At 41.4% G+C, this 11,470-nt stretch carries 8 protein-coding genes; 7 read left to right on the plus strand and 1 reads right to left on the minus strand.

The features are described from left to right. Nucleotides 1-18 precede the first annotated feature (18 nt). From XI25_RS03020 to XI25_RS03040, 5 genes are all read left to right on the plus strand, one after another. Nucleotides 19-3,171 carry a DUF3427 domain-containing protein gene (locus tag XI25_RS03020; protein WP_046677305.1) on the plus strand — a complete coding sequence of 1,051 codons (3,153 nt, stop codon included), beginning with the start codon at nt 19-21 and terminating at the stop codon, nt 3,169-3,171. An 11-nt stretch (nt 3,172-3,182) separates the two neighbouring features. Next, nucleotides 3,183-3,488, plus strand: coding sequence for a (deoxy)nucleoside triphosphate pyrophosphohydrolase (locus tag XI25_RS03025; protein WP_046677320.1), 306 nt, complete (start codon nt 3,183-3,185; stop codon nt 3,486-3,488). 596 nt (nt 3,489-4,084) lie between these two features. Beyond that, on the plus strand, nt 4,085-5,569 hold the full coding sequence (locus XI25_RS03030) for a type I restriction-modification system subunit M (protein ID WP_046677306.1): 1,485 nt from the start codon (nt 4,085-4,087) through the stop codon (nt 5,567-5,569). Then, the gene (locus XI25_RS30995) at nt 5,556-6,848 is read left to right on the plus strand and encodes a restriction endonuclease subunit S (RefSeq protein ID WP_052759429.1); all 1,293 of its coding nucleotides are present in this window, start codon (nt 5,556-5,558) and stop codon (nt 6,846-6,848) included. Before XI25_RS03030 ends, XI25_RS30995 begins: the two co-directional genes overlap by 14 nt. Then, the gene (locus XI25_RS03040) at nt 6,845-9,784 is read left to right on the plus strand and encodes a type I restriction endonuclease subunit R (protein ID WP_046677307.1); all 2,940 of its coding nucleotides are present in this window, start codon (nt 6,845-6,847) and stop codon (nt 9,782-9,784) included. Before XI25_RS30995 ends, XI25_RS03040 begins: the two co-directional genes overlap by 4 nt. A gap of 11 nt (nt 9,785-9,795) precedes the next feature. Here the strand turns inward: XI25_RS03040 and XI25_RS03045 are convergent, their stop codons facing one another. Beyond that, the gene (locus XI25_RS03045) at nt 9,796-10,524 is read right to left on the minus strand and encodes a M48 family metallopeptidase (RefSeq protein ID WP_046677308.1); all 729 of its coding nucleotides are present in this window, start codon (nt 10,522-10,524) and stop codon (nt 9,796-9,798) included. A gap of 111 nt (nt 10,525-10,635) precedes the next feature. Between XI25_RS03045 and XI25_RS03050 the strand changes: the two genes are divergently transcribed. Together XI25_RS03050 and XI25_RS03060 are read left to right on the plus strand one after the other, a co-directional pair. Then, entirely contained in the window at nt 10,636-10,815 is a 180-nt protein-coding gene (locus tag XI25_RS03050; protein ID WP_046677309.1) for a hypothetical protein, read from the plus strand. Between the two features lie 393 nt (nt 10,816-11,208). Beyond that, the coding region (locus XI25_RS03060) for an IS3 family transposase (RefSeq protein ID WP_046677311.1) at nt 11,209-11,470 on the plus strand (262 nt) is incomplete at its 3' end.

The raw sequence follows: 11,470 nt of genomic DNA on the forward strand, positions 1-11,470 counted from the left end.
TAGAAGACGAGGTGCTATATGAAACAGGGGCTATACGAACAGATAATAAATAATCTTACTAGAAGAGAATTATTGACTTTGGATAGTTCCTTATACGAAATTGGGATTGAGCCATTAGATCCGGAGGAAGCACGCAAGGTGCTCTCTAATTACTTAGGCACAGTGATTCGTAGGGCTTTGAAAATCATTCGGGAGAGTAGTAATGATGATGAGGCACTCCTCTTACAGGTACGTGCCTGCAATGAAATTATTGCCACTCTACGTAACACTCTGGACAATGAAGAATTAAGGGAGTGGCAGCTTGATGAACAGGGTGAGATTTTAACCTACGTCTATTCCAAACTAAATCATATTCGAGGCATCAAGGAGTCTAAGGTTCATCGTCCTACAACCCCCTTGTCTCAAAGTTCATTGTTTACGGGTTCCCATTCTGAGCCTAATATGATGAGTGAGCTTAAAGCAGAGATTATTACTTCGGATCAGGTTGATCTGTTGGTTTCTTTCATTAAATGGAGCGGGCTACGCTTCCTAATGGAGCAGTTAGAGGAGTTCACGGCAAATGGAGGCCGTTTACGGGTCATAACAACGACCTACATGGAAGCGACGGATTACAAGGCTGTGACAGAACTAAGTAAACTCCCGAACACAGAAATCAAAATCTCATACGATACAGAGCGAACACGGTTACATGCGAAGGCATATCTGTTTAAAAGAGGTACTGGATTTACTACAGCTTACGTCGGGTCATCTAATCTTTCAAATCCTGCTCTTACGAGTGGCTTAGAATGGAACTTAAAGGTTACGGAGAAGGATTCTTATGACGTCCTACGGAAAATAGAGGCAACCTTTGAGAGTTATTGGAACGATCGTGAATTTAAAAGTTTTTCCTTTGCGGATCAGGAGCATCAATTGCTTCTCCAGCAGGCACTTGGCAAAAAGAAAGAACATGAGCGAAATCAGTTAACCTTCCCATTTACCCTTACGCCTTACGATTACCAGAAGGAAATCCTTGAGAAGCTCGAGGCACAGAGAGTGATATATGGAAGAAAGAGAAATCTACTAGTGGCGGCTACGGGAGTAGGAAAGACGGTTGTTTCTGCTTTCGACTACAAACGGTTTGCCGACCGGAATCAAAAGACGAGATTACTCTTCGTGGCCCATCGTGAGGAAATTCTAAAGCAAAGTTTGGACACCTTCCGTTTTATACTGAAAGACCTGAATTTTGGAGAACTTCACGTAGGGAATAACCAGGCCGATTCGATTGATCATCTATTTATTAGTATTCAAAGCTTCAATACTTTAAAGCTTACTGAAAAAACCACTCGGGATTTTTATGATTACATCATCGTTGATGAGTTTCATCATGCCGCGGCCCCTTCTTATCAAAGGCTACTGGCATATTATCAGCCACAAATTTTATTAGGTTTGACAGCTACGCCTGAGCGAATGGATGGGAAAGATATTTTGCACTGCTTTAATGATACAATTGCAGCAGAGATTCGCCTAACAGATGCAATTGATCGAAAACTGCTTTGTCCCTTTCATTACTTCGGTGTGACGGATAGTATCGATTTGTCTCAGGTCAAGTGGTCAAGGCGAGGATACGATCTAAATGAGCTTGAAAATTTATACTCCCATAATAAAATTCGGGCAAGCCAAGTTATAAACAGTCTAAAGAAATATGTAACCGATTTGGATGAAGTCAAGGGCCTCGGTTTTTGCGTGAGTGTTGCTCATGCACTTTACATGGCTAAAGTTTTCAATGAATCGGGGATAGCCGCGATTGCCTTGCATGGAAAGTCAAGCAAAGAGGAGCGGAACTCTGTGAAGAGACGATTAGTGTCAGGGGAAATCAAAGTGATCTTCGTTGTAGACCTTTATAATGAAGGGGTAGATATACCGGAGATTAACACGGTTTTATTCCTTCGTCCCACAGAGAGCTTGACCGTATTCTTACAACAGCTTGGCCGTGGACTTCGTTTGGCAGAAGGAAAAGAATGTTTAACGGTTCTTGATTTTATTGGGCAAGCCCATAAAGAATATAATTTCCAGGAGAAGTTTAGGGCTTTGCTTGGTAAAACAAAGCATTCTATACAGCATTATGTCGAGAATGGTTTCTCGAGCCTGCCACGCGGAAGCTTTATTCAGCTTGAGAGGCAAGCTCAGGAATACATCCTGAGAAATATTAAGCAAACCACAATCAATAAGAGAAGTCTTATTGAGAAGCTGAAACACTTTACAGAAGATACCGGATTAAGCCTGACACTTGATCATTTTACTCATTATCACGGAATGAGTCTTTACGAGTTTTACGGTGGACGTAACGGGAAACGGACATTTCGAGGATTGATGGCTGAGGCGGGCCTGATCGAACCATTCGAATTCGAGAATATGGAGTATCTGACAAAACGTATTCCAGCTTTATTAAGCATAAACTCCCGAAGATTTCTAAGTTTTTTAATCGACTATCTTGAGGATCCTGGGAAATCCGCACGTACAGAAGAAGAACGACTGATGATAAATATGTTTTACTATACCTTCTACAGATCAGAACCGAAGAAACAAGGGTTTCTGGACATTAACCAGGCTGTTCAGTCTATTGTTTCCTGTAAAGAGTTCAGGGATGAGATCATTGAAATATTAAAGCATAATTACGCACACATTAACTTTGTTGATAAAAAGAATGAATTCCCATTCGTATGTCCATTAGACTTACATTGTACATATTCAACGGACCAAATTTTGGCGGCCTTTGGTTTTTGGAATGAAGAGAAGGCCCCAGCCTTTCGTGAGGGTGTGAAATATTTCGAGGATAAGAAAACGGATATTTTCTTTATTACGCTAAATAAATCCGATAAGGACTTTTCTCCTTCTACTTTGTATGAAGATTACGCCATAAATGAACGTCTGTTTCACTGGCAAACACAAAGTCGTATTTCGGAAGAAACGAATACGGCTAAGCGATATATCCATCATAAACAGACCGGGAACAGAATTGCATTATTTGTCCGTGAATACAAAGAAGAGAATAATTATACTTCGCCATTTGTTTTCTTAGGAGAAGCCGAGTATGTGAGGCATGAAGGCAATAAACCAATGAGTATTGTGTGGAGGTTGAAAGAAGAGATGCCTCCGGAATTAATACCGGCAGCAAATAAAGCTATTGGGTAGGAGGTGAATCGATGCTCGCGGTAGCAGCGGCCATCATTGAAAATGAAGTCGGTCAAATCTTAATAGCCAGACGGAAGATGGGAAAGGCTCAAGAAGGCCTATGGGAGTTCCCCGGTGGCAAAATCGAGCATAATGAATCGGTTGAAGATTGTTTAAAGAGAGAACTGCAAGAAGAAATGAATATTCAAATTCAACCGTATGAGTCGTATGGTGAACATGACCATTATTATGGATCGACACATATTCGCTTGTATGCCCATAAGGCTAAATTTGTGAGTGGAGTAATAATGTTAGTTGATCACGATGAGTATATGTAGGTATATCCAACAGAGCTTGGAGAGTATGATTTTGCTCCGGCTGATGTTAAATTCGTAAAGATGTTAATAGGCTATTCATTAGAGACCATGGATTAATTTGTGGTCTTTTTAATTTTCTGGAACATGCATTCGCTGACAAACATCTGCTCTTAATCAGCGATCTTCCCTCTAATCGAATCTCTGTGTAGAGTATTTGAAATGCAAAATAGTGGATGGAGAGTAAATTCTATTATAAAGATGATGGCTTTAGAAATAGTGGAGAAGGAACGTTCAAGTTTGCAGAGAACACATTACATTACTCATTTTCGGCAACCAAGATTTAGTAGATTGGAATCTAAGGACATTCGAAGTATCAAGTGAAATAATTTTCAAGTTGAGCACCCGATGTGGCGCTTTTCTTTTACTTAAAGGAGGGTAATGGCTAAGTCCTCCTTGGTACCCGAAGGACTTTTTTGCGTTGTGTAGTGCTTATATTTGGAGCTCACACCGCCTGCTCTTTTGCTTTATAATTTTTATATCCCTAAATTATGAAGGGACATGTGTTAACATGTCGAAGTATAATAGTACTTATGACTTAGTTGTATACTGGAGGCAATATGAACACACTTACACTTCAACAATTAGAATCACATTTGTGGGAATCGGCTAATATCCTGCGCGGCAGTATCGATTCCTCTGACTACAAGAACTATATTTTTGGAATGCTTTTTCTGAAGCGTCTGAACGACGTATTTGTCGAAACCGCAAAGCGTATAGAGAAAGAAGAAGGCGACGACTACGGTTGGTATGATCGTGATGAGCATCAGTTCTTCGTTCCTGAACGTGCGCGCTGGGAGCATATACAGACGCTGAATCAAGATATCGGAGATGCAATTAACAAAGCTTTCGAAGCGCTTGAGGAAGAAAATGCATCTCTGCAAGGGGTACTAGCTACTATTGACTTTAATGACAAGGAAAAGCTGCCTGACAAACTCCTTCAGCGTCTTATTCAACATTTCACGGCTATAGAACTTTCTAATGGTAACCTATCTGAACCAGATATGCTTGGCCGTGCTTATGAATATCTAATCAAAATGTTTGCTGATGATGCAGGGAAAAAAGGCGGGGAGTTCTATACGCCAAGCAAGGTTGTTGAGTTGATTGTTAAGCTTATTAAACCAGAAGAAGGCATGCGCATCTGTGATCCAACTGCAGGATCTGGTGGTATGCTTATTCAATCAGTTGATTATATCAAGTCCAAAGGCGGCAATCCACGTAACCTGACCCTTCACGGACAAGAGCGTAACCTTAACACCTGGGCGATCTGTAAAATGAACCTGCTTTTGCACGGACTAAGCGATCATTGGATTGCTAAAGGTGATACCATTCGTGATCCTAAGCTACTTGAGGATGGAGAGCTTATCCTCTATGATCGCGTAATTGCAAATCCTCCGTTTAGCTTGAGCAACTGGGGACGCGAAGAAGCAGAAGCAGATACGTTAGGACGCTTCCGTTTTGGCTTGCCTCCCAAGGATAAAGGGGACCTGGTATTTGTACAGCATATGGTGTCAACTCTGAATCATGAAGGCAAAGCAGGAGTCGTTATGCCGCACGGTATTTTGTTCCGAGGTGGTGCAGAAGCAGCTATTCGCAAAGGATTATTGGAAGAAGATCTTATCGAAGCAATTATTGGACTGCCGTCTAATCTCTTTTATGGTACGGGGATTCCAGCGAGCATTTTGATCCTAAACCGTAACAAATCTGCAGAGAAGAAGCGGCGAGTGCTTTTCATTAATGGTGCGGAGGATTTTGAACCAGGAAAGAATCAGAACGTCCTGCGTGACCAAGACATTGAGAAGATCATATCGGCATACGACAAGTGGGATGAACAAGTCAAGTACTGTCGAGTGGTCGATATCAAGGAAATACGTGAGAAAGACTATAATCTCAATATAGCTAGATACGTAGACTCAGCTGAGGAAGAAGAGCAAATTGATGTGGAAGATGCATTGGATGAGTTGATACGATTGGAGAATGATAGAAAAGAAATCGAACTGAATATGTATAAGCACATGAAGGAGTTAGGATATGGCGCAAGATAACAGATTGGAAGACTATACTCCTACTGGCTGGAATTTGTGTAAAATCGGGTATTTTTTCAAGAATCTTAAAACTGGCTCAACTCCAAGTAGGAGTATCCCAAGCTATTTCAGTGGCTCGATTCCCTGGATCACAAGTGGAGAATTAAAGTCGAGGGTTATTTTCGATACAAAGGAAAAAATAACTCGGAAAGCAGTAAAAGATACTAATCTTAAGATATATCCTAAAGGGACGTTCTTCATTGCCATTACAGGGTTAGAGGCAAAGGGAACAAGAGGTAGCTGTGCTATTACAGGTATTGAAGCTACAACCAACCAGTCATGCCTTGCATTCGAGCCTGTAGAGGGAGTCTCAAACCTATATATTTACTACTGGTACACTCTCTATGGGGATCATATTGCAAAGAAATATGCACAAGGAACTAAACAGCAAAGTTTAAACCATAAGATCGTTGAAGAACTACCGATATTACTTCCTCCAATCAATGAACAGCATCGTATCACAGACATCCTCACCTCTGTCGATAATGCCATATCTAAGACAGAAGCCATCGTTAAACAAACAGAGAAGGTCAAGAAGGGGCTTATGCAGCAACTTCTTACCAAGGGGATTGGACATACGAAGTTCAAGCAGACGGAGATTGGTGAAGTCCCTATCAATTGGAATGTCACAACTCTTGGAGAAATTGCTACCATAACGCGTCTTGCTGGAGCTGAGTACACCAGTATGTGGGAGGTTGACCCAGTTGGACCAATCATAGCTTTACGTGGATTTAATATTGGTTACAATACTTTATCACTGCATAATGTTGAAAGGATTAGCCAAGAGTTATCTGATAAATTAGGTCGATCTAAATTGAGTAAAGGTGATATTGTATTTCCATGTGTCGGAACAATTGGAAAGGCTGCTGTTATTAGTGAAGACGACTCATATCATATAAATCAGAATATCGCGAAAATAACATGTGACATTGAGGTTGATCCTAATTATCTTGTCTACGTGTTAATGAGTCCAATTGCACTTGCACAAGTCATCAAGCATAACACATCAAGCTCACAGCCTAATGTGCTTGTTGGAAGCCTAAGAAAATTTCTCGTTCCAGTCCCTCCTTTAAATGAACAAGAAATGATTGCTGAAACATTCCAAATAATAGATTCAAAGATTAGAAATGAAAAAGAAAAACTATCACGTCTTAATAAATTGAAACAAGGGTTAATGCAAGTCCTTCTAACAGGCAAAGTCCGTGTCAAAGTCAACGATCAAGAGGCGGTGACCACATGACCTCAATAAGCGATTGGAACGAGAAACATCTGGTCGAGAACAGACTCATCCAGCAACTCAAAGAAATGGGCTATGAACATATTCATGGCCCCTCTTTAGATATGGAGCGTGAGTCAACACGTGCAGTTATCTTACAGGATCGTCTTATTAACGCTATTAAACGCCTAAATCCATGGATTAACGATACGAATCTCAACAAGATCGTACGGAGTATTACTTACATTGAAGCAAGTAGCCCAATGGAAGCTAACGAGGGATTTCACAATATTCTAGTTAACTATACATCCATTCAGCAGGATATGGGTAAAGGCAAGAAAAATCAAACTGTCAAAATTATCGACTTTGATAATCCGCTCAACAATGAGTTCCTCATCGTAGACCAATTCAGCATAAGTGATGCCAGCGGCACCATTAGACCTGATCTTATCGTCTATGTGAATGGTATACCCCTTGTAGTTATTGAATGCAAAAGCCCAATGGTCGCTGTAGATGAACAGATCGGAAAAGCGGTTAAGCAACTAAGAAGATATCAGAATCAGTGTGAGCACTTATTCCACTACAACCAGTTCATGATAGCAACGAGCAATGACCGTGCCAAAGTAGGTACGATTGGCGCACAGCTTAAGCATTTCGGGGAGTGGAAAGATCCATATCCATTAACGTCAACTGAAGTAGGAGATAATCCGACTCCGCAAGATATATTAGTTGCGGGAATGCTCTCCAAAGCTAACCTGCTGGATCTCATCCAAAACTTCATCGTCTTCGAACCTGAGAATGGACGCATGATTAAGAAATTGGCTCGTTATCAGCAGTTTCGCGCAGTCAACAAGGCTGTTAACCGCCTCATGACGGCAAAATCCCCTCGTGAACGCGGTGGGGTCGTGTGGCATACGCAAGGCAGCGGTAAATCCTTAACCATGCTCTATTTAGCCGTGAAACTACGTCGCATTGAGGCTCTGAGAAATCCAAGCATTGTTATCGTAACCGATCGTTCTGATCTGGATGATCAGATTACCAATACATTCCACCGATGTGGCTTTGCTAATCCTCAGCAAGCTTCTAGTGTGGCTCAACTTAAAGAACTATTAAAACAAGGCCCAGGCTCCACTGTCATGACCCTGGTTCAGAAGTTCCAAACGAGTAGTGAGGAAGAGCAGTTCCCTGAGCTTTCGGACGCAGAAAACATAATCGTCATGGTAGATGAGAGCCACCGATCACAGTATAAAGGTTTAGCTATGAATATGCGTACGGCCCTACCAAATGCCTGTTATCTGGGCTTTACTGGGACACCAATCGATAAGGAAGATAAGAGTACGACCCGCACGTTTGGTCCATATATCGATAAATATACAATTGAGCAAGCCGTAGATGACGGAGCTACTGTTCCCATTTTCTATGAAGCCAGATTAACGCAACTGCATGTAGAGGGTGAGACGTTAGACCAACTTTTTGATCGCAAATTCCGTGAGTATGACGAAAAGACGCGAGAGCGAATCATGAAGAAATACGCTACGGAAGAGGTCGTTGTCGCCTCACCAAAGCGAATTCAACAAATTGTATTGGATATTATCAAGCATTATGAAACCCATATCATGCCAAACGGATTTAAGGCACAAATTGTCGCTGTATCACGTGAAGCGGCAGTTATGTACAAAGAAAAATTAGATGAGCTCAGCGATCTTGAATCTGCTGTCGTGTTTTCTGGTGGGAACGATGATAAGGAAAACTTAAAAAAACACCACATTAGCAAAGATGAAGAGAAGGCCATTATAGCCCGCTTTAAGAAACCATTGCCCGAGGACAAACTTGCTTTCATCATCGTTTGCGATAAACTGCTTACAGGATTTGACGCACCGATTGAACAGGTTATGTACTTGGATAAACCTCTTAAGGAACATAATTTGCTCCAAGCAATAGCAAGAACAAATCGTACTTATGAAAAAAAGGATTACGGCCTAATTGTCGACTATTTTGGCGTATCGCGTTTTTTAGAGAAAGCGCTGGCTATTTTCTCTAAGCAAGACATACAAGGTGCTCTAATGCCAGTAGAAAGTGAACTTCCACGTCTTCAAACAAGGCATAGAGCAGCTATGAAATTTTTTGACTATATACGTAAGGATGATGTGGAGTCATGCATTCAGCTTTTAGAGCCTGAGGATGTGAGGCAGCAATTTGACCTGGCATTTAAGCGCTTTGCATCAAGTATGGACATGATTATGCCTAATCCTAAAGCCCAACCGTATATTGCTGATCTACAATTCCTGGGAAAGATTCGGCAACTTGCGAAATCCCGTTACCGTGATGAAGCGATGGATATTTCGGATTGTGGAGAAAAAGTAAAACAACTCATTGCAGAGCACATGCGGGCTTCTGCCGTTGAGATTTTGCACGATCCCATTGATATCCTGTCCAGCAAGTTTGAGAAAAAAGTCGATGAGCTCAATGGTGGTGAAGCGAAAGCTTCGGAGATGGAGCATGCGATTCGTCATGAGATCAGGGTCAAGATTCAAGAAAATCCTGTTTACTACACTTCATTAAAAGAGAAGTTGGAGAAACTGATCGAGGCACGGAAACAACATCAGATGGACATTGTGGAGTTAGTAGAGCAGCTTCGTGGCATGATCAACAACATGAGAGACAATGCCACTAAGAGTCAGATTCATGGCTTAACACGGGAACAGTATCCATTTTATCAGATGTTAGAAAAAAAGCTTCCAGTCGAAGATGACAAGGAAGCCTTGAAAGAATTGACGCATATCATTACGGAGATCATCGTTGAACAAGCCGTTGTTGAGTGGACCAGCAAAGAGGACGTCAAACGAGAAATGCGCCAAAAGATTAAACGGCAGCTTCGAGTAACGAAATGTCCTAAAGACCAAATTGAAGAGTTAACCCAGAAGTTGATGGCGCTGGCTGAGGTGCATTATAAAAAATAGCAGCTTTTCGGTTAAAGAGTCAATAATGGGCCATGGATCCGCAGCCATTCCTTCCGCTCATCGTAATCAGGCAATATGGAACGCACGTACTGCCAAAAGTCTGATGAATGGTTCGGATACCTTAAATGGCCCATTTCATGCACTAGTACATAGTCGATAACTTTCATAGGGGCCATCATGATTCGCCAATTGATATAAATGGACTGATCTGACGCACAGGATCCCCAGCGCATATTCTGATCTTTCAACTGTAATTTGGAGGGGGATACTCCCATCTTGGGGACGTATATTTTAAGTCGCTCATGAAGTTTAGCTTGCCCATGAAGCATATACCAATTTATGAACAGGGAGCGAAGTTGTTCAGCTATCTCTCCCTGTTTAGTGTTCATTGGAACTGTAGCTATAAAGCGGCCCTTTTGGAACAGCAATGAGGACTTGGATTCCTTGGATTCCTTCTGAACCTTTAAGCGATACGCTCTGCCGAGATAAAGAAACTTCTCCCCGCTTACATATTCCTTAGGATTGGGCGGTAAATCGATCTCATTGAATTCATACCACTTACTCATGATCCATGGCGACTTTCTACGTAACACTTCCTGAAGCTTTAAATCGTCCACTGAGGGAGGGATTATGACATTGACGCCATCTATCCAGTCTACAGAGATAATGATATCTTTAGCGTCAGGTTTATATTCTAGGGTGTATTCAATTGTGGTGTTACCGTATTGGTAGTCAGGCATAAGAAGTAGCTCCTTGTTAATAATTGAACGTTCTAATTATAACTCATTGGAAGGTGTCACGTAAGAAGTGGAATATCAGAGCCAGCTGACGAGGAGATAAGGAGAAGATAAATGAAAACAATTAAGACTGATATTATTCCATATACTGAAGTACAGGAACAGCTCCCCTTACTCCTTGAGAAGCTACTAAGCGCAGATAAATATCTCCTAAGTGAACTTACCAGAGGAAAGATCGATATAATATTAGGGACTAAACAAGCTGTACCAGGTGTATTTAATGAGCCAAATTGACGACGATATGCCTGTTTATGTAGGGAGATCAAAGAACCTAGCACAACGAATTGGTACTGATCACAGAGCAATTCAGAAAACTCAAGCTACTCTGGCTCTGAGACTTTGGAAGCAAGGGATTGATGGGATTACCTGTATGGAGACGGCTAGAGCGTATATGTACAAGAGATATAATGTACGAATACTTCCTATAAATAATGTTTATACTCGGACAATATTTGAAGTTTATGCAGCTATGGACTTGTGTACGGAGCAAAATTCATTTATGGAGCATTAGGTAATAGAACTCTTCTTAGGGATTCTGGAGGATACTATTGGATCGGCTACACTTAGTTGGACAGAAAAATTAGGGGCTAGTAGAATGAAAACATCACAATTGGGAGCGGATCTACTATGCCAAGAGAGAGACGTACATTTACAGCAGAATTCAAAAGACAAATGGTTCAGTTATATGAAAACGGGAAATCAAGAGCAGCTATTGTGAAAGAGTATGAGCTTAGCCCATCTGCGCTAGATCGCTGGATTAAACAAGCAAACACCTCAGGTTCCTTTACTGAAAAGGACAACCGAACGGCAGAAGAGAATGAACTTATTGCGCTTCGCAAAGAACTTAAGCAACTTCGAATGGAGAATGACATTTTAAAGCAAGCAGCGC

It is taken from the genome of Paenibacillus sp. DMB20 (assembly GCF_000987955.1).
GTDB lineage: Bacteria > Bacillota > Bacilli > Paenibacillales > Paenibacillaceae > Paenibacillus_AQ.